Below are 18,258 nucleotides of genomic sequence, written 5' to 3'. Positions count from 1 at the left end.
CTCGCGGGCAGCAGCCAGCCCCGTCGCCCTTGCTGCCGGCCCTTCGCTCCCGAGCCAGCCACAGCCGGCGCGTAGAAGCCATCATGCCGCTCTAGCCGTAATAGGACCTGTACCATTCGACGAAGGCGGCGACGCCGTCCTTCACCGGCGTCGCCGGCCGGTAGCCGACCGCCCTTTCCAGCTCGCCGACATCGGCGAAGGTATCCGGAACGTCACCCGCCTGCAGCGGCAGAAGCTCGCGTTGCGCCTTGCGACCGAGCGCCTCCTCAAGCGCTTCGACATAGTCGAGCAGCCTGACCGGCGAGTTGTTGCCGATGTTGAAGATCCGGAACGGCGCGTTGCTGGTCGCGGGATCCGGCCGGTCGCTGTCCCAATCCGGATTGGGGCGCGCGACATCGTCGCTGGCGCGGATCACGCCTTCGGCGATGTCGTCGACGAAGGTGAAGTCACGCGTGTGATTTCCGCCGTTGAACAGCTGGATCGGCTTGCCCTCTAGGATCGCCCGGGTGAACAGGAACAGCGCCATGTCCGGACGGCCCCAGGGGCCGTAGACCGTGAAAAACCGCAGTCCCGTCGTCGGCAGGCGATAGAGGTGGCTGTAGGCGTGGGCCATCAGCTCGTTGGCGCGCTTGGTCGCGGCGTAGAACTGCAGCGGATGGTCGACCCCCTGATGCTCGGAAAACGGCATCGCCGTGTTCGCGCCGTAGACGCTCGAGGTGCTGGCATAGGTCAGATGTTCGACGCCGTAATGGCGGCAGGCCTCGATGATGTTGGTGAAGGCGACGATGTTGCTCTCGACATAGGCGTTCGGATTCTCCAGCGAGTAGCGCACGCCCGCCTGCGCGGCGAGGCTGATGACCCGGTCCGGCCGATGCTGCGCGAAGCAGGCCTCGACCGACGCGCGGTCGGCGAGATTGGCCCGGACGAAGACGTAGTCGCCCTGCCCCGTCGTCGCGGCCTGGCTCAGCTGCCGTAGCCGCGCCTCTTTCAGGGCCGGGTCGTAATAGTCGTTGACGACGTCGAAGCCGATGACCGTGTCGCCCCGCTCGATCAGGCGCCGCGCGACGTGAAAGCCGATGAATCCGGCATTACCGGTGACGAGAATCTTCATGGCGGAGCGACTTTTATTCGACTGGCGTGACAGCGCTCGCATATATGAGGGCAGCGTCGGTGCCAAGCACGGCGGGGTCGCCGCGGCGTGTTCATCCGCCTGTGGCGAACCTCGGCGGTCGCAGGTAGTCAGGCGATGCGCCAACGGCTTTGTCGATTGCCGGGGCGGCGGGGTAGAGGGTAGCCGGCTCCCGGGGCGATCAGCTGGCGCAAGAACCGCCCGCTGGTCACGACTGATTAGGATTTCGATGGTCACCTTCGACGACAGCCAGCGCTCGCCGCAGGAGAATTCCGATCCCTGCGATCCCAACCCGGCCGTATCGGTCATGGTCGATATCGATGACGCGGCGATCGCGGTCATCGGGCTCGGCTATGTCGGGCTCCCCGTCGCGGTCGAATTCGGCAAGCAACGTCCGGTAGTCGGCTTCGACATCCGCCGCGAGCGGATCGAGGAACTGCAACGTGGTCACGACGCAACGCGAGAGGTCGAGCCTCTAGGTCTTCAGGCGGCTGAACTCGTTGAATATACGGACGATCCGGATGCGCTGAGGAAGTGCGGTATCTTCATCGTCACGGTGCCGACTCCGATCGATCGGGCCAAGCGGCCGGACCTCACGCCGCTGATCCGGGCCACCGAAACGGTCGCAAAGGTGATCTCACGCGGCGCCATCGTCATTTTCGAATCGACGGTCTATCCGGGCTGCACGCGCGAAGTGTGCGGAGCTATTATCGAGCGGCTGTCCGGGCTGAAGCTGAACGAAAGCTTCTTCCTCGGCTACAGCCCGGAACGGGCGAATCCGGGCGATAAGGAGCACCGGCTGACCACCATCGTGAAGGTGACCAGCGGTTCCACGCCGGCAGCAGCCGATGCCGTCGACCGTCTGTATGGGTCGATCGTTGTCAGAGGCACGCACAAGGCGAGCTCGATCGAGGTCGCCGAAGCCGCCAAGGTGATCGAGAACACCCAGCGCGACCTCAACATCGCGCTGATGAACGAGCTCTCGATCATCTTCAACCGGCTCGGGATCGACACCCTGGAGGTGCTCGCAGCCGCGGGGACGAAGTGGAATTTCCTGCCCTTCCGACCGGGCCTCGTCGGAGGGCACTGCATCGGTGTCGATCCCTACTATCTGACCCACCGCGCCCAGGAGGCGGGCTACCATCCCGAGGTCATTCTGGCGGGTCGGCGGATCAACGATCGGATGGGCGCGCACGTGGCCGATCAGGTCTCACGGCTCATGATGAAGCGCGGCCTACCGGTCGTCGGCAGCCGGATCCTTGTCATGGGGCTGACCTTCAAGGAGAACTGCCCGGACATCCGCAACACCAAGGTCGTCGACATCGTCTCCGAACTGCAGCAGTTCAACGCGGCCGTCGACATTTTCGATCCTTGGGTGTCGAGTGAAGAGTCTCGGCACGAATATGGCCTCGACTGTCTGGCAGAGCCGCCGGAGCCCGGGAGCTATGACGGGGTCATAGTGGCTGTGGGCCATCGCCAGTTTATAGAGATGGGGGTGGACGCGATCAGAGACTTGGGCAGTCCTGATGCCGTGTTATACGACGTGAAGGGTGTTTTCCCGAAAGGCACCACGGACGGCCGGCTGTAGATGGCATGCGATGGCGGCACGCCTGGGAGGCGCGTGGGGCCCAGGCGTTTTTGATCGGGGACGAAGGGGCTGGAGTCCGCTCTGTCCCAGCCTTCTGGCTCATGCGAAAGGTTCCTCGGTGCGGACTGAACGTGGTGTGGACGAGGCTGCGGCTGACGCCGGACCGGCATTGCGGCACCCGAGCTTCTCGATGCAGCCCGTGGCTCCGATCAAGATCGGCGAGTATCTGCTCCCTCGCCTGCCGGGGATTGGAATTGCGGGGAGTGGCGACATCGATTTGCTGATCAAGCAAGGTGTGTTCAATCCGGCAGATCGACCGTGGCCCGATAGCGGTGTCGAAGGAAGGCAGTTGATTTTGGACGTGGCTTTCGCGCGGCCCCCGGGGAGGGCATCAGAGGCTCGACAGTGCGGGCCGGATGCCTTTTCCCTGGATGCGCCAGTGCGCAACGATCATCGGACGCCGGCGTCTTACTCCTCCTTTCTCGCGGCGGCCTGATGCGAATCCTGACGCTTACTCGATACAGTCGGCTCGGGGCGAGCAGCCGATTGCGCTTCCTGCAATACTTGCCGGAATTGGAAAGGAGGGGCCTCTCCTTCGTCATTTCCCCGCTGTTCAAGGACGACTACGTCGAGGCACTATACGGCGGACGCTCCACGCTCGGCCTGGCGGGGCGGGCGATGCTACGGCGGTTTTCCGTTCTTTGGCCGGCCCGCGAGCTCGACTTGATTTGGATGGAGCAGGAGGCGCTGCCCTGGATGCCGTGGCTGATCGAGGGCGGTCTTCTGCCGCGTGGCATCCCGCTGATCCTCGATTGCGACGATGCTGTCTTCCATCGCTATGATATGCACTCGTCGCGTGGCGTACGGTGGCTGCTTGGCAGCAAGATCGACGCGGTGATGCGGCGAGCCGATCTGGTCGCGGCCGGTAACGGCTACCTTGCTGCTCGGGCGCGTTCGGCGGGGGCACCACGGGTGGAGGTCGTACCGACTGTTGTGGATGCTGAGAGGTACCGGCCTCGCAACCGTGCCGGCGGCGCCGTCACCGTCGGGTGGATCGGTTCCCCCAGCACCACGCGCTATCTCGACTCCGTCACAGGTGCCGTCAGTCGGGCCTCGGCAAAAGCTGGCTTCGATTGCGTGGCTATCGGCGCGAAGGCGGATCAACTGGGAGACGGCACCTTCTCGGCACAGCCATGGACAGAAGCCGCAGAAGTGGATTTGCTGCAGGACATCGACATCGGCATCATGCCGCTTCCTGACACGCCTTGGGCGAGAGGCAAGTGCGGCTACAAGTTGATCCAATATATGGCTTGCGGCAAGCCCGTCGTTGCGTCACCGGTTGGGGTCAACACGGAGATCGTGCGGCACGGCGAAAACGGATTCTTGGCCGAAACGGAAGCTGAATGGGAGGAAGCCTTGACGAGGCTTGCACGAGATCCGGAGTTGCGCCAACGGATGGGGGCCTCTGGTCGCCGCCGGGTCGAGCGGGAGTACTCCCTTCAGGTCCAGGCACCGCGTGTTGTGGAACTGATCCGTTCGGTCGTGGCCTAGCCGATGTGCGGAATCGCCGGGTTCCTGCGCGCTTCAGCCGATACGCCGGAGAATGTGCTTCGATCGACGGCGAGGGCGATGGGCGAGGCCATCCGCCATCGCGGCCCCGATGGATCGGGAGTATGGGCTGACGCCGAGGCCGGCATTTCGCTGGCGCACCGCCGCTTGGCCGTCCTTGACCTGACTGAGGCGGGTCATCAGCCGATGGCTTCGGAAACCGGGCGCTTCCTCATCACCTTCAACGGCGAAATCTACAACCATCTGAATCTGCGCCGCGAAATGGCGAACGACAGCTTTGCCCCCAATTGGCGCGGACATTCCGACACAGAAACGCTGCTGGCCGCGATCGAGAGGTGGGGAATCGAGACGACGCTTCGGCGCGCGACCGGCATGTTCGCCTTCGCGGTATGGGATCGTGCCGAGCGCACTCTCACCTTGGCGCGCGACAGGATGGGCGAGAAGCCGCTCTACTACGGCCGCGTCGGCAAATCGCTCGTCTTCGGTTCGGAACTGCGAGCGCTGCGGGCGCATCCGGAATTCGACTGTGCGATCGACAGAAATGCCGTCGCGCTGCTGCTGCAGTACAATGCGATCCCGGCGCCGCATTCGATCTTTGCTGGAATATCGAAGTTGCCGCCGGCGACATATCTGCAGATCGGGGACGGCGCTTCGGCGATTCCGCAGTCGTATTGGTCATTCAGGGATCTCGCGGAGCAAGCCACCGCCAACCCGTTCCACGGAAGCACGGATGCGGCGGCCGACAGGCTGGAAACGCTTCTGGGCGATGTGTTGGAAGGCCAGATGCTGTCGGACGTGCCGCTCGGGGCGTTCCTGTCCGGAGGAGTCGACTCCTCGGCAATTGCGGCGCTGATGCAGTCACGCTCCTCTCGCCCCGTCCGCACATTCTCGATCGGCTTTTCCGAAGCCGCATTTAACGAGGCCGAACATGCGGCTGCCGTGGCGGCTCATCTCGGAACGGATCATACCGAACTGGTCGTGACGCAGGCGGACGCGCTTGAAACGGCTCAGGATCTGCCGTCACTCTACGATGAGCCCTTTGCTGACGCTTCGCAAATTCCGACGGCGATCCTGTCGCGCTTGACCCGCCAATATGTGACGGTCGCTTTGTCCGGCGATGGAGCTGACGAATTGTTCGGCGGATACAATCGCTACGTCTGGGCTCCGAAGCTCTGGAGGAGTATTGGAGGAATACCGCGGCCGCTTCGACATCTGATCGGACACGCGCTGCTCGGAATTTCCTCCCCTGATTTTGGCCGTCTCATAGAGCCGGCGAGTGTTCGTCTAGGTCTTCCCGTGACCCTGTCACGAAAACTCTCCAAGCTGGGCGCAACCGTTGGCTCAGCAAGGACCTTCGACGAGGTCTACATCGGTATCGTCAGTGAATGGATGGACACGGATGCCGTCGTCATTGATGGTGGCGCGCCGAAAACGATGGCTTCCTCGCCCGAGCAGTGGCCGAAGCTGCGCGAGGGCGCGTCTCGCCTGATGGCCGCGGATACTCTGACGTACCTGCCGGACGACATCCTGATCAAGGTGGACCGTGCGGCTATGGCTGCCTCGCTTGAGACGCGAGCGCCCTATCTCGACCCGCGGGTCGTGGAATTCGCTTGGCGCCTCCCGCTGTCCGAGAAGATCTCCGGGGGGGAGACCAAACGTGTGCTGCGTCGTCTCCTGTACAGGCACGTCCCGAAGAGTTTGATCGAGCGGCCGAAGCAGGGATTTGCCGTTCCACTGGACGATTGGCTGAGAAGCGGATTGAGGGACTGGGCAGAAGATCTGCTGTCGCCAGAGAAGCTTCGGGCCTCTAACCTGTTTGATGTCGAGCAGGTGCGCTCGGTTTGGCGCCAGCACCTGACGAGACGACGCCAATGCGGGAACCGGCTGTGGTCTATCCTCATGGTCCAAGCGTGGGTCGAGCAGGGCTAGCAAGTGTGAAGAAGTCGCTCGCATTGGCGATTTTGGCGTGATTCAATCCGTCCCCGGAAGCGAGGGACGGATGCGCGGAACGGACAAGCGGACGGGAGAGCTGTTCTCCTATGTGGATCTGGAGAAGCGGGTTCGCCCGGATCATCCGCTGCGGCTGATCCGGAAATTCGCCGATGCGGCGTTGGGGGCGCTGTCGAGCGACTTCGCCGCGCTTTATTCGGGCATGGGGCGGCCCTCGATCGCGCCGGAGATGCTGCTGCGGGCGATGCTGCTCCAGGCGTTCTATTCGATCCGCTCCGAGCGCGAGCTGGACACCTCGAAGAACCCGGCCTTCCGGCCCGAGTAGGACGGATTCTGCTGCCGTGCGCCGCCGAGGTGATTTTTGAAGCACCGAGGCTGCCGGGGCGTTCTCTCAAGGCAGATTCCGCCGTCAGGCGGGCTCACTTCGCCCCTGTTGCCAGACCAGGCGCATGAGGTTGTAGGCAAGGTTCGCCATGCCGATCTTCATCTCGGCGCGCACGATGCCGATGGTGCGGACGAACAGCGCCATCGGGCCCTTCTGGCGGGCGAAGACATGCTCGATCGCCGAGCGGATCCGCGAGCGCCGGCCATTGGCCCGGGATGTTCTCTCGCTCATCGGCCGCCCTTTCGGCTTCCTGCGGTGGATGTCCGAGACGTAGCCGTTCTTCTCCAGCCATTCCTCGTTCTTCGCCGATCGATAGGCCGTGTCCGCCCAGACCTTCGAGCCGGTGTTGGAGCGGTCGAGGACGTGCGAGAGCTGCGCACCGTCATAGGCGGCGGCATTCGTGACCGTGAAGCCGCGGATGAAGCCGTGCTGCCGGTTGATGCCAGCGTGGTTCTTGTAGCCGAACACCGGCACGGCGATGTCGCCCTGCTGCGGCTTGCATCCGTCGCCGGCTTGGCCTTGGAGAACTTCACCGTCCACCGGGCATCGCGGTCCTTCTGCCTCAGCTTGGCCGGCTTCTCCTTCCAGCTCTCCGGCACCTCGCCGGCCTTGATCGCGGCCTTCTCGTCCTCGGTGTTGCGCTGCTTCGGCGCGGCGACAATGGTGGCGTCAACGATCTGCCCGCCCATCGCCAGATAACCGGCCTTGGCAAGGTATCTGTCGAAAAGGGCGAACAGGTTCCTGACCGCCCCGGCCTGCGCCAGATGTTCGCGGAACAGCCAGATCGTCTTAGCGTCCGGCACCAGGTCGGCCATGCCGAGCCCGAGAAAGCGCGTGAACGACAGCCGGTCCTGGATCTGGAACTCGGCCTGATCGTCCGACAGGTTGTAGAGCGCCTGCAGGACCAGCACCTTGAACAGTGAGGGCTCAGCCCGCCACCAGTTCAAGGGCGAGCCCGAACACCGCGTCGTAGGGCAGTCTGCCGCCTTTCGAACCGTCCGAGCGCTTCAGCGCCTTCGCCAGCGGCTTGCGGAACACCTCCCACGGCACGATCGCGTTCAGCTTCTCCAGCGGGTCTCCCGCCTCGCTCAGCCGCCCATGGCGCTCGTCGATATCCCAGAACCCCGGCTGTCCCCGTATCCATGCCTCCCGATCCCGTCGAGGCCCGATCGAATCACCAAACGAGCCGGTTGGGGAGGTTCTTCGAGGTCTCCAGCCTTTTTATATCGCTTGTCCCGCCATGGTCGCCTTCCGGCGGAACGGGCTCCTGTCGCTCGGTTTCCGAGCCGTTGCAGAACTAGGCGGTGTCCCCTGTGGTAGCGCGCTAAGCCGTCACCGAGGTCCGGCGGTAGGGTCGAGTTGCGAAACGCAACCGAACCGAGGGCTTGTCCCCGGTCACCAAACCCATGATGGGCCTGCGCGCGCTCGTTCGAACAGAGCGCCCACGCCGAAATTCTGCGAGAAATGACCGGGTCTGCGACCGAGCGGCTGACGGAGTTGTAGGTTAGAGCCGCCACGGGAGCGGCTTGTTTGGGAAACGCTGCGATCGCACCGCGGAGTGAAGCGGAAAGTGGCCGTCGAGGTGGTCGGACACGGTGCAGCTTGCGGAGTTCGAGCCGACCGACGCCGCTGTGCGGCCGATCCTGATCGGCGAGCGGCGCAATGATCGCCAACCTTGCCGACTTCCCAGCACACCCCGGCCCGACTTGTCGCCGAGGTCGAGGGTCCCCTGCCCCGTAGAACAAGGCGAAGGCTTCCGTCGGTCTCGCAACAGCGGCTTGCATGACTTGTTTGGCAGGAACGGTCTCTCGCCCCGCCCGTCGCCGAACGCGGTTGCGCTGCATTATCAATTCGGTGCCGCAGGCGTGTTCAATGAGCCTGCCTGCTGTTCCCATCTGGCACTCTTGACCTGGGCCGAAGGCTGGGCGCAGCCGCTGAGGACCATCCCGAGCAGGGCGGCGGCAAGGGCGACGGCGGCAGATCTCATCTCAGCACTCTTCTCATCGGTTCGCGGCCCAACATCTGCGGCCTCCGACGTCGGCGCAAGCCCGCTATCCGCACACGGGACAGTTTCCCGACGCCGCACAAACAATCGCTCCGGGGGCCGGCCTGTCTTTATCGAGGAACCGGCTCGGTCAGTCGGGCTCCTGTCCCGGGACAATGCCGCGCGAGGGCGTCGAATCGATGATCGACGGCGTGACGCCGCCGACCAGCGGGTCCGCCGATGCCCTGCCGTAGGCGTCGCCCAGCCCGTAGAGCCAGGGAATCCCGCTGTTTCCCGCCTGGTAGACGACCCGCCCGTCCGGCAGCCGAACGGGACGCGCCGCCTCCCGCTCGCGCCGGGAGAGGATGACGCCGGGGTGCGATGGCGGCGAGTTGCTCGCGGCAGCCGCCGGGAAGACCGTCATCAGCGAGGCGAATCCCACGAGTCCAGCGATCACGCGCCTGTTCATTGCCATCTCCTTTCGAGCCGGTTTGCCGCGCCGTCTTCCGAGCGCAGTTGCGCCTGTCGCCCGCGACACATCCGCCGCGCCTCCCTCAATGCGGGATCTGTCCGGGAACGAGCCCGTTCGAGGGCGTATTGGACATGCCGCGGAAGCCAAACGGTCCGTGCGATTCGCGCAGCGGGACCGGGTTCGACGTCCTACAGCCCGACAGGATCAGGACGAGTACGGTGATGAGGATCGGCTTTTGCAACGGGCGCCTCCGCGTTTCCGTAAGCAGGAACGAAGCGGGAGGCCATGCGGTTGCGGAGGAAGCACGCGCTCCTCGGAACAGAAGAAGGAGAACAGATGAGTGACACGACCACGCCGAAGCCCGGCGACGAGGGCGATCCATCGGCGCCGCAGACTGCCGAGAACACCTGCCGCGCCTGCCACGGCACCGGCGAGATCGACGGCGAGCCATGCCCGGAATGCGCCGGCACCGGCTATGTCCGGGAGATCGTCGGGGACGCGTGATGGACGGCGCAGCCGCGTCCTACACGTCGCTTGCGTCCGGCGTCCTCGGCCGCAACATCTGGAAGACCGTATCGGTGACCGCATAGTCGAAATAGCCGAGGCGCGAGAGCGGCTCGGCGAGGCGCATGTCGACGTGGCCGTCAGTCAGGATGCTCTCGTCGAGATGGATGCCGACGACCTGCCCGATCACCACCGTGTTTTCCGACGGCGTGCCGTCGAGACCCTTCGGCTGGAACCACTCGGTGACCTTGCACTCCAGCGCCGCCGGGGTTTCGGCGACGCGCGGCGCAGAGACGAGGTTGCACGGAGCTTCGGTCAGGCCGGAAAAGCCGAACTCGCTGACGCCCCGCTCGGCCGGCGCCGAGGTCCGATTGAGATGTTCCGCCAGCTTGCGGGTCGCGAGGTTGGCGACGAACTCGCCGCTCTCGATGGCGAAGCTCGCCGAATCCTTCATGCCTGCCGAAGAGAACATCACGAGCTTCGGCCGGTCGCTGATCGCGTTGAAGAAGCTGTAGGGCGCCAGATTCACCCGCCCGTCCTTGGCCCGTGTCGAGATCCAGCCGATCGGGCGCGGCGCGACGATCGCCTTGAAGGGATCGTGCGGAAGGCTGTGCTGATTGGTGTCGGTGGTGTAGAAGCGCATCAGGCGGTCTTCCCCGGGCCGCGTGCCTCGGTGACGATGTCGGCGAGCGCCGGTCTCGGCCGCTCGGATGGCGGCTCCTGCGGTGTGCCGATATGGATGAAGCCGATCACCTTCTCTTCCGGCGCGATCGACAGGATCGCCTTCGCTCCGTCGTCATAGGCGACCCATTCCGTCACCCAGTTTGCCGCATAGCCCTTGGCATGCGCTGCATTGACGAGGTTCATCGCCGCCGCCGCGCCGGACAAGACCTGTTCCCAGATCGGGATCTTCACGTGCTCCCTGGCCCGCGACACCACGCCGACCACCAATGGCGCCCGGGTGAAGCGGGTCGCTTCGACCCGCCGCCGCGTCTCGCTGAGCGGCTCGGTCTCACGGGACTGCGCGAGGTCCGCGAGCGCTTCGCCGATGCGCGCCGCCGCTTCGCCGCGATAGAGGACGAAGCGCCAGGGCGCGAGCTTGCCGTGATCGGGCACGCGGGCGGCGATCGTCAGGATTTCGTCCAGTTCCGTCCCGGCGGGAGCCGGTTCAGCGAGCATCGGGATCGGGATCGAGCGGCGGGTGGACAGGAGCGTGGTCGCGTCGGGCAACGGGTGGTTCCTTCGATCTGCACAGGCTGCTCTCCAGCTAGAACGCCGGCCCGGCCATGGCAAATCTGGACCTTTCCAAGTTCCGGACCCGCGCAAGGCAGGCACAACGGCCAGACGCAGTTCGTAGGCGAATCGACGCCCCCCAGCCAGCCCGCCGACTCGGCCGGTAAGCTGACGCTGCGATTCTAGATACGGCCATCCGTTTCGTCTGTCCGGCAAAGCTTCGAAGGCTCTTCGCCGGCGCCTCATGGAAGGGCCGCCCCTAGCTGTACCCGCAGCGTCGGCTGGTTGGCTTTGACGGCGAGGAGACAGTCGGCTCCTTCGCCCGGACCGCATGGTCTATCGCGGCAATGTGGCGAAGGCGGAGGTCGGAAGGATAGCCCTCGATCGGCGCTCCTGTCTTGGCTCCGGCGCGAGGCCGTGCCGTCGATGTCGATGAGGTCGCCCCCCTTGGGGCACGCGCCGGTCGGCGCAGTCCTTCGAGAACTGCGCCGGATGGATCCATTTCGTCAGAATCGTCAGCCAGATCTTGCCGGAAGACGGTGCCCGTGCGGCAGGACGCGACGCAGGAGTTCGAAACGTGCCCCGCCAGGCTGCGCTCTTATCGTCGTCGCAGACCATCGTCGTGCCGCAGACGACGAGAAGCGCATTCCCGGCAGCAGATGACAGGCCGCCACACGTCGCGCGGACCTACCATTTCGGCGGAACGCTACAAGGACACGGGCACAGGACCTCTGTCCTCACCTGCTGATGGACAGGTTCATGGCGGCCGCTCCATGAATCGCTTCAGCCACGCGGTCGTTTTTTCTCACCCCACCAGTCGCCGTCGAACGAGTTCCGCGACTTGTTCCCGTCAGCGTCCGGATTGAAAAAGCCGCGCCTGCGGCTAGGTTCGAGCCGTGTTGAATCCTGGAGGGCGGAGCAATGGCCAAGGTCGCGTTCATCGGTTTGGGTGTCATGGGCTATCCCATGGCCGGGCACCTGAAGCAGAAGGGCGGCCACGACGTCACCGTCTACAACCGCACCGGCGCGAAGGCGCAGAAGTGGGCGGAGCAGTATGGCGGCGGCCACGCCGCCACGCCGCGCGAGGCGGCGAAGGACTGCGACTTCGTCTTCATGTGCGTCGGCAATGACGACGACGTGCGCTCGGTCGTCTACGGCGACGACGGCATCTTCGCCGGCATGAAGAGCGGCGCGACGCTCATCGACAACACCACCGCCTCGGCGGAACTCGCCCGCGAGCTCGCCGAGACCGCAAACGAAAGGGGCTTCAAGTTCATCGACGCACCGGTCTCCGGCGGCCAGGCGGGTGCCGAGAACGGCGCGCTCACCGTCATGTGCGGCGGCGACCAGGCCGACTTCGACGCCGCCAAGCCGGTGATCGAGGCCTATGCCAAGATGGTCGGGCTGATGGGGCCGGCAGGCTCCGGACAGCTCACCAAGATGATGAACCAGATCTGCATCGCCGGCCTCGTCCAGGGCCTGTCCGAGGCGATCGCCTTCGGCCAGAATGCCGGCCTCGACATCGAGAAGGTCGTCTCCGTGATCTCCAAGGGCGCCGCCGGGTCCTGGCAGATGGAAAACCGCCACAAGACGATGAACGAAGGCCATTACGACCACGGCTTCGCGGTGGAATGGATGCGCAAGGACCTCGGCATCTGCCTCGCGGAAGCCAAGCGCAACGGCTCGCGCCTGCCGGTCACCGCGCTCGTCGACCAGTTCTACGCCGAGGTCGAGGCGATGGGCGGCAAGCGCTGGGACACGTCGAGCCTCCTGGCGCTGCTCAACCGGACATAGCCCGATCGTCCGCGTCATCTGCATGGCATCGGCCCTCGAAGCCACGGCCGGATATCGAGGGACAGGACCTCAGAGCACCCAGCGGAAGGCGCGGCGCAGCTCGCTCGCACCGTTGGTCCCGTACCAGCGCCCGTGCGCGATGATCACCCGCTCCGGGTCCCAGGCGATCATCTGCCGGACGGCTGCGCGAACGAGCGCTTTGTGGCGGGCGAAGGTGAGCCGCATGTCGATCGGCGCGGAGCCATCGGGATCGGCGGCACCGGCAAGCTTCACCGCCTGCCGAAAAAGCCAGGACTTCACTCGCTCCGGCTCGAAGTTCTCGATCAGGTCGGTCAGGATCAGGGTTCGGCTGGCGCGGTGGAAGAAATCGACCTCGTCGAAGAGATCGCCCGTCACCACGACGAAGTCGATCTCCCCGTCCCAGCCGTCGGGCGGCGAACGGGGGTCGAGGGTCTGGCCGGCCGGAAGCGGCCGCTTCGCCTTGCGATCGAGCCCCGGCGCGTAGTGAAGCCGCGCCTGCGGGAACAGCTCGGCCCAATCCTGGATGTACCAGTAGTGCAGTGTATTCGGCGCCACGATGTGGGCGACGGGGCCGAGGCCATGAATGGTCTCGACGAGAGTCGGATCGGGATGCGTCGGAGAGTGCAGCCAGAGCGATCCGTCGGCGAGCCGCACGACCGTCATGCGGGTCGGAAAGGGCAGCTTCAGCCCGGCATAGGAGAAGTCGATCACCGGACCGTCGACGATGAAGATGTCGTCGGCGACCGGCTTGAGGACATTGAGCGGCTCGTAGGGCTCGATCCGGTTGTCCGGTCCGTTCATGTCGCTGTCCGTTTGCCGGACCGGCGATCACCGGCCGGCCTTCACTCCCCCCGCGGTTCCTTGTCCAGCACCATGTAGTCGAGCGGCAGCTCGGTCGTGTACTTGATCTGCTCCATGGCGAAGGACGAGGAGACGTCGCGGATCTCGATCTTGGCGATCATCTTCTTGTAGAAGGCGTCGTAGGCGGCGATGTCCGGCACGACGACGCGCAGGAGATAGTCGACGTCACCGCTCATCCGGTAGAACTCGATCACCTCCGGAAACTCGCCGATCACCTCCGAGAAGCGCTTCAGCCACTCGCTGGAGTGCGAGTTGGTGCGGATCGAGACGAAGACGGTGACGCGGGCGTTCACCCGCTGCGGGTCGAGGATCGCCACCCGCCGCTTGATGACGCCCTCCTCCTCCAGCTTCTGGATGCGCCGCCAGCAGGGCGTCGTCGACAGCCCCACGCGCTTGGCGACGTCGGCGACGGCGAGCGTCGCGTCCTCCTGCAGGAGCCGCAGTATCTTCTTGTCGAGCCGGTCCATGAACGCAATCACTCCCTTTCGGCGCGAGATTTACAGGAGCCGCCCCGGCGACGGTAGGGTGAAACCGCATGCGAGCTGCCGCCGCCAGCGCAGGCCGGCAGCCGCCGGATCCTGCTGATCTCGATCAAGGCGATGTCGCTTCGCCCTCCTAGGATCGCCGCACGAACCTGGGGAGAGCGATCATGATGTATGACGGATTTGGCTGGATGGGGGGCGGCATGGGCCTCTTCGGCCTCGTGCTCCTGCTCGTCCTGATCCTGGCTGCGGCGGCGCTGGTGAAATACCTGCGCCAGTAGCGGCTGGCGCTATCGGAGGACGACGACGCGGCTTCCGCGCCGGAGAAGCGGCGCAAGGCGCAGCATGTCCTTCGGCGCCACCGCGACGCACCCGGCCGTCGGCGGATAATCCTCCTTGGCGATGTGGAGGAAGATCGCGCTGCCCCTGCCCCTCGCCCGGGAGCGGATGTTCCAGTCCAGCACCACGACGAAGTCGTAGAGCCGGTCGGCGCGCGCCAGGCTTTCGGCGCTGGCGGGAAAGGGCAGCCGCACGTGGCGGTTATAGGCCGCATGCTGCGGCGCGTCGCACCACCCGTCGAAATCCTGTCGGATCCGGCGGATCGGCAGGCGCGCCTGCGGCCGGACCATCCGGCCGGGCCGGTGCCAGGCGGAGAGGACCGCCATCGACGCGACGGGGGTCGCGCCATCGCCCTCGCGCTTGACGATGCTGGTTCCGGAACGGCCGATGGCGCAGGGGACGCGCAGCAGACCTGCGGCGAGGATGCCGCGACTCGCCCGTCCCGGCGCCCGCCTGACGACGATCCGGCCGATTTTCCTCTGCATCCGACCTTGGTCCCCCTGTTATCCCTGGAAAACGACCTATCTGATATCACGGAATATTGCAGCGAACCGGAGCGACCTCCGGTCACAAGTGCCGGAACCGAACGACCGAAGCATGAGCGCAAGAAGCATTCTCATCGTCGACGACGACGACGACCTGCGTCAGACCCTGGCCGAGCAGCTCTCCCTTCACGAGGAATTCTCCGTCCTGCAGGAGGCGACGGCGGCCAAAGGCATCGCGACGGCACGCGCTGGCCTGATCGATCTCGTCGTGATGGATGTCGGCCTGCCGGACATGGACGGCCGCGAGGCGGTGAAGGTGCTGCGCAAAGGCGGCTTCAAGGCACCGATCATCATCCTGACGGCGCAGGACACCGATTCCGACACCATTCTGGGGCTCGAGGCCGGTGCCAACGACTACGTCACCAAGCCGTTCCGCTTCGCGGTCCTCCTCGCGCGCATCCGGGCGCAACTGCGCCAGCACGAGCAGAGCGAGGACGCCACCTTCCAGGTCGGCCCCTACGTCTTCAAGCCGAGCCAGAAGGTGCTGATCGACGACAAGGGCGGCAAGATCAGGCTGACCGAGAAGGAGACGGCGATCATCCGCTATCTCTATAGGGCCGACCGCCGGGTGATCACCCGCGACGTGCTGCTGGAAGAGGTGTGGGGCTACAATTCCGGCGTCACCACCCACACGCTCGAAACCCACGTCTACCGGCTGCGCCAGAAGATCGAGCTGGACCCGTCGAACGCCCGGATCCTGGTGACCGAGTCCGGCGGGTACAAGCTCGTCCCTTAACCTGGCGGGCGGCTTCCCTGCAGCAAAAGCCCATGTCGCCGGCCGGCCTGCGGCGGCCTTTACGGTTTGTCTACCAATCCCGTTCACTGTAACGAGGGTGTGACGACGCTCTTCGCCGGCCTTCGAAGAGCCGGTGTCGTCCCCGGGGATGCGACACCACACGTCTGACGGCCGCGACCAGACGGCACGAGGGTCGCAGAGGGAAACGGGGAGCGGTGCGCTGACAAGATGAGCCTTGAGAGCGACATCGCCATCCTGCGCACGGTCCCGCTGTTCGACGATCTCGAAACCGATCAGCTGCGTCTGCTCGCCTTCGGCGCGGAGCACCGCCGCCTGCGCGCCGGCGAGTTCGTGTTCCGCGAGAACGCCCGCGCCGACGCCGGCTTCGTCATCGCGTCCGGCCAGGTGGCGCTGGTGCGCGGCCGCGGCGAGGCGGAGACGGTGGTCGGCTCCTACGGGCCGGGGGCACTGCTCGGCGAACTGGCGCTGATCACCGAGACCAAGCGGCCGGCGAGCGCCAAGACCGAGACCGACTGCGATCTGATCCGGATCACGCGCCCGCTGTTCCGGCGCATGCTGGAGGAATATCCGGAATTCGCCGCCAGGCTGCATACGCGCCTGCGCGATCAGCTGGAGACGCTGATGGCCGAGATCATCGCAATGGAAGGCCGATTCACGGGCTGACGCAGAGGTCGGACGGGCGTTCGGGCTGACCCGGCAGGTCTGTTCATCGGGAATGCGGCGTGCCTCCCGCGGGCTCGCCGCGACAGGCGCCGAACGATGCGCCTACGCCACCGAGGCGCCTGGGGGGCGGCCGCCTCAGAAGCCGAAGCGCGCGATGACCGGCACGTGGTCCGACGGCTTTTCCCAGCTGCGCGCCTCGGCGCGGATGTCGATGCCGGAGAGATGCGGCGCGAGGTCGGCCGAGCCCCAGATGTGATCGAGCCGCCGGCCGCGGTTGGAGGCCGCCCAGTCCTTGGCCCGGTAGCTCCACCAGGTGAACACCACCTCCTCCATCGGAATGTGGTGCCGCATGAGATCGACCCAGCTGCCGTCGGCCTGCGCCCGCAGCAGGCCCTCCGTCTCGACCGGCGTGTGCGAGACGATCTTCAGGAGCTGCTTGTGCGACCAGACGTCGGTCTCATAGGGCGCGATGTTGAGGTCACCGAGTAGCAGCGCCGAGACGCCGGGCTCGGCCTCCGCGCTCACCCGGCGAAGTTCCTCGACGAAGTCCAGCTTGTGGCGGAACTTCGGGTTGATCTCCGGGTCCGGCTCGTCGCCGCCGGCCGGGACGTAGAGATTGTGGATGCGGATGCGCCTCTCGCCGACCCGGATCCGCGTCGACAGATGCCGCGCGTCGCCGACGGCGCAGAAATCCTGCCGAACGATATCCTCGAACGGGCGCTTCGAGACGGTGGCGACGCCGTGATAGCCCTTCTGCCCGTGCAGCGCGATGTGCTCGTAGCCGAGCGCACGGAACGCCTTCTCCGGGAACTGGTCGTTCGTGCACTTGGTCTCCTGCAGGCAGAGGACGTCCGGCGCCTCCTCCTCGAGGAACCGCTCGACGAGCCCGATGCGCAGCCGCACGGAGTTGATGTTCCAGGTGGCGATGGAGAAGGGCATGAGACGGGGCTTTCGGCAGGCGGGGTGTTCGCATCCGGCTTAAGGAGCGCGGGTGCGCCCCGCAACCCTTGCCGAACCGCGTCCCCAGCCGAAGTTCTCCGGCCAGGGCACGCGGAGGAAAGCGAGAGATGTTCGAAGGCTTCGACGAGAGGACGGTTGCCGGCGACGGCGCCGACATCTTCTGCCGGATCGGCGGCGACGGGCCGCCGCTCCTGGCGCTGCATGGCTATCCGCAGACCGGCGCGATGTGGGCGCAGATCGCGCCGCGCCTCGCGGGACGCTTTACCCTGATCGTGCCGGACCTTCGCGGATACGGCCGCTCCTCGGCGCCGTCGAACGATGCCGGCAACGACGCCTATTCGAAGCGCCAGATGGGCCGCGACATGGCGGCCGTGATGAACGAACTCGGCCACGACCGTTTCATGATCGCCGGCCACGACCGCGGCGGGCGGGTCGGCTACCGGATGGCGCTCGACCTCCCCGAGCGGGTGGCGAAACTTGCGGTGCTCGACATCGTGCCGGTCTCGGACGTCTGGGAGCACATGGGCGCGAAGGAGGCGCTAACGACCTATCACTGGGCGTTCCTGGCGCAGCCGCACCCGATGCCCGAGCGGCTGATCGCCGCCGACTCGGTCTTCTATCTCGACCACACCATCGCCAGCTGGACCAAGGCGAAATCGCTCGCCGCCTTCGCTCCGGAGGCGCTCGCCGAGTACCGGCAGAGCTTCTCGCGGCCCGCCTATGTCGAGGCGGCCTGCAACGACTACCGCGCCGGCTCGACGATCGACTGGCGCCTCGACCGCGACGATCGCGCGGCGGGCCGCAAGATCAAGGCGCCGACGCTGGCGCTCTGGGGTGCGAACGGCCTTCCCGGCAAGGGCGTCCAGCCGCTCGCGGTCTGGCAGAGCTGGTGCGATCATGTCGAGGGCCACGCGATCGACGCCGGACACTTCATCGTTGAGGAGGCGCCGGAGGAGACGCTCAAGGCGCTGCTGAAATTCTTCGGCTGAGAGCGACGGAGGGGCCGGGCCCCCGCTCCTGGC

The 18,258-nt window shown here is 65.7% G+C and carries 18 protein-coding genes and 2 pseudogenes; 10 read left to right on the top strand and 10 right to left on the bottom strand.

The window, feature by feature from the left end; genetic code table 11:
- Positions 1 to 91: 91 nt before the first annotated feature.
- Entirely contained in the window at positions 92 to 1,111 is a 1,020-nt protein-coding gene (locus AB5S17_RS01560) for an NAD-dependent epimerase (RefSeq protein WP_369235429.1), read from the bottom strand.
- Positions 1,112 to 1,436: 325 nt separating this feature from the next.
- On the opposite strand from AB5S17_RS01560, the gene AB5S17_RS01555 reads away from it, so the two are divergent.
- The 5 genes and pseudogenes from AB5S17_RS01555 to AB5S17_RS01535 form a co-directional block, all read left to right on the top strand.
- Positions 1,437 to 2,717 (top strand): nucleotide sugar dehydrogenase, encoded by a 1,281-nt coding sequence (locus tag AB5S17_RS01555; protein ID WP_369236104.1) that lies wholly within the window; start codon positions 1,437 to 1,439, stop codon positions 2,715 to 2,717.
- Between the two features lie 190 nt (positions 2,718 to 2,907).
- Entirely contained in the window at positions 2,908 to 3,213 is a 306-nt protein-coding gene (locus tag AB5S17_RS01550; protein WP_369235427.1) for a hypothetical protein, read from the top strand.
- Between the two features lie 50 nt (positions 3,214 to 3,263).
- Positions 3,264 to 4,268, top strand: a complete 1,005-nt coding sequence (locus tag AB5S17_RS01545) for a glycosyltransferase family 4 protein (protein ID WP_369235425.1) — start codon at positions 3,264 to 3,266, stop codon at positions 4,266 to 4,268.
- Between the two features lie 3 nt (positions 4,269 to 4,271).
- Entirely contained in the window at positions 4,272 to 6,215 is a 1,944-nt protein-coding gene (gene asnB, locus AB5S17_RS01540; protein ID WP_369235423.1) for an asparagine synthase (glutamine-hydrolyzing), read from the top strand.
- A gap of 70 nt (positions 6,216 to 6,285) precedes the next feature.
- A pseudogene (locus AB5S17_RS01535) lies at positions 6,286 to 6,525 on the top strand (transposase); the annotation flags it as partial.
- Between the two features lie 120 nt (positions 6,526 to 6,645).
- Here the strand turns inward: AB5S17_RS01535 and AB5S17_RS01530 are convergent.
- The 3 genes and pseudogenes from AB5S17_RS01530 to AB5S17_RS01520 form a co-directional block, all read right to left on the bottom strand.
- A pseudogene (locus AB5S17_RS01530) lies at positions 6,646 to 7,761 on the bottom strand (transposase).
- A gap of 995 nt (positions 7,762 to 8,756) precedes the next feature.
- The gene (locus tag AB5S17_RS01525) at positions 8,757 to 9,074 is read right to left on the bottom strand and encodes a hypothetical protein (protein WP_369235421.1); all 318 of its coding nucleotides are present in this window, start codon (positions 9,072 to 9,074) and stop codon (positions 8,757 to 8,759) included.
- Between the two features lie 85 nt (positions 9,075 to 9,159).
- A complete protein-coding gene (locus AB5S17_RS01520) occupies positions 9,160 to 9,318 on the bottom strand; it encodes a membrane lipoprotein lipid attachment site-containing protein (RefSeq protein WP_369235419.1) in 159 nt (52 codons plus the stop codon).
- Between the two features lie 95 nt (positions 9,319 to 9,413).
- Between AB5S17_RS01520 and AB5S17_RS01515 the strand changes: the two genes are divergently transcribed.
- A complete protein-coding gene (locus AB5S17_RS01515) occupies positions 9,414 to 9,581 on the top strand; it encodes a hypothetical protein (protein ID WP_369235417.1) in 168 nt (55 codons plus the stop codon).
- 19 nt (positions 9,582 to 9,600) lie between these two features.
- Here AB5S17_RS01515 and AB5S17_RS01510 read toward each other — a convergent pair whose 3' ends face one another.
- Positions 9,601 to 10,224: a flavin reductase family protein gene (locus AB5S17_RS01510; RefSeq protein ID WP_369235415.1), complete on the bottom strand. Its 624-nt coding sequence runs from the start codon at positions 10,222 to 10,224 to the stop codon at positions 9,601 to 9,603.
- Positions 10,224 to 10,811: a nitroreductase gene (locus AB5S17_RS01505; protein ID WP_369235413.1), complete on the bottom strand. Its 588-nt coding sequence runs from the start codon at positions 10,809 to 10,811 to the stop codon at positions 10,224 to 10,226. Before AB5S17_RS01505 ends, AB5S17_RS01510 begins: the two co-directional genes overlap by 1 nt.
- Positions 10,812 to 11,735: 924 nt before the next feature.
- Between AB5S17_RS01505 and AB5S17_RS01500 the strand changes: the two genes are divergently transcribed.
- Positions 11,736 to 12,608 (top strand): NAD(P)-dependent oxidoreductase, encoded by an 873-nt coding sequence (locus tag AB5S17_RS01500; protein WP_369235411.1) that lies wholly within the window; start codon positions 11,736 to 11,738, stop codon positions 12,606 to 12,608.
- Between the two features lie 69 nt (positions 12,609 to 12,677).
- On the opposite strand, the gene AB5S17_RS01495 is transcribed toward AB5S17_RS01500, so the two are convergent.
- The 3 genes from AB5S17_RS01495 to AB5S17_RS01485 form a co-directional block, all read right to left on the bottom strand.
- Positions 12,678 to 13,430, bottom strand: coding sequence for a DUF4336 domain-containing protein (locus tag AB5S17_RS01495; protein WP_369235409.1), 753 nt, complete (start codon positions 13,428 to 13,430; stop codon positions 12,678 to 12,680).
- Positions 13,431 to 13,471: 41 nt separating this feature from the next.
- On the bottom strand, positions 13,472 to 13,957 hold the full coding sequence (locus AB5S17_RS01490) for an Lrp/AsnC family transcriptional regulator (protein ID WP_369235407.1): 486 nt from the start codon (positions 13,955 to 13,957) through the stop codon (positions 13,472 to 13,474).
- Positions 13,958 to 14,262: 305 nt separating this feature from the next.
- Positions 14,263 to 14,796: a L,D-transpeptidase gene (locus AB5S17_RS01485; protein WP_369235405.1), complete on the bottom strand. Its 534-nt coding sequence runs from the start codon at positions 14,794 to 14,796 to the stop codon at positions 14,263 to 14,265.
- A gap of 112 nt (positions 14,797 to 14,908) precedes the next feature.
- On the opposite strand from AB5S17_RS01485, the gene AB5S17_RS01480 reads away from it, so the two are divergent.
- Both AB5S17_RS01480 and AB5S17_RS01475 read left to right on the top strand, forming a co-directional pair.
- Positions 14,909 to 15,592, top strand: coding sequence for a response regulator transcription factor (locus AB5S17_RS01480; protein WP_369235403.1), 684 nt, complete (start codon positions 14,909 to 14,911; stop codon positions 15,590 to 15,592).
- A gap of 228 nt (positions 15,593 to 15,820) precedes the next feature.
- Positions 15,821 to 16,276 (top strand): cyclic nucleotide-binding domain-containing protein, encoded by a 456-nt coding sequence (locus AB5S17_RS01475; protein WP_369235401.1) that lies wholly within the window; start codon positions 15,821 to 15,823, stop codon positions 16,274 to 16,276.
- 135 nt (positions 16,277 to 16,411) lie between these two features.
- Here the strand turns inward: AB5S17_RS01475 and AB5S17_RS01470 are convergent, their stop codons facing one another.
- Positions 16,412 to 17,215, bottom strand: a complete 804-nt coding sequence (locus AB5S17_RS01470; RefSeq protein WP_369235399.1) for an exodeoxyribonuclease III — start codon at positions 17,213 to 17,215, stop codon at positions 16,412 to 16,414.
- A gap of 128 nt (positions 17,216 to 17,343) precedes the next feature.
- On the opposite strand from AB5S17_RS01470, the gene AB5S17_RS01465 reads away from it, so the two are divergent.
- Positions 17,344 to 18,225, top strand: a complete 882-nt coding sequence (locus AB5S17_RS01465; RefSeq protein ID WP_369235397.1) for an alpha/beta fold hydrolase — start codon at positions 17,344 to 17,346, stop codon at positions 18,223 to 18,225.
- Positions 18,226 to 18,258 lie beyond the last annotated feature (33 nt).

It is taken from the genome of Jiella sp. M17.18 (assembly GCF_041027365.1).
Taxonomy (GTDB): Bacteria; Pseudomonadota; Alphaproteobacteria; order Rhizobiales; family Rhizobiaceae; genus VKMB-3413.
The sequence above is the reverse complement of the archived record's forward strand: the minus strand, read 5'-3'. Positions and strand labels throughout refer to the sequence as shown.